This window comes from Bacillus sanguinis, from assembly GCF_018332475.1.
In the GTDB taxonomy this organism is placed as follows: Bacteria; Bacillota; Bacilli; order Bacillales; family Bacillaceae_G; genus Bacillus_A; species Bacillus_A sanguinis.
This window is the reverse complement of record NZ_BOQB01000706.1, coordinates 1-216: the sequence shown is the minus strand read 5'-3', so window position 1 is coordinate 216 and position 216 is coordinate 1. Positions and strand designations below refer to the sequence as shown.

The window sequence follows — 216 nt, the reverse complement described above, 5'->3', positions numbered from 1 at the left end:
AATACGTGCTGAACTACTCAATTTAAATATACTGAGGGGAGAATCATTCTGTAGAAACATGATTGGTGTTGGCAAATGAAAGAGTGAAGGATATTCATATTCTCCATGAACCGCTAATAAAAACTTCGTCATAAAATGAGCACGAGCTACCCCGCCACGATCCTTAATAAATATTTCAGCTCGCCTCATATTCGCATCTTCTTTTGTATATTTTTT

The 216-nt window shown here is 36.1% G+C and carries 1 pseudogene; it reads right to left on the bottom strand.

Going from position 1 to position 216, the window contains the following annotated elements:
- Positions 1-216 (bottom strand): annotated as a pseudogene (locus KI369_RS29295) (squalene--hopene cyclase); the annotation flags it as partial.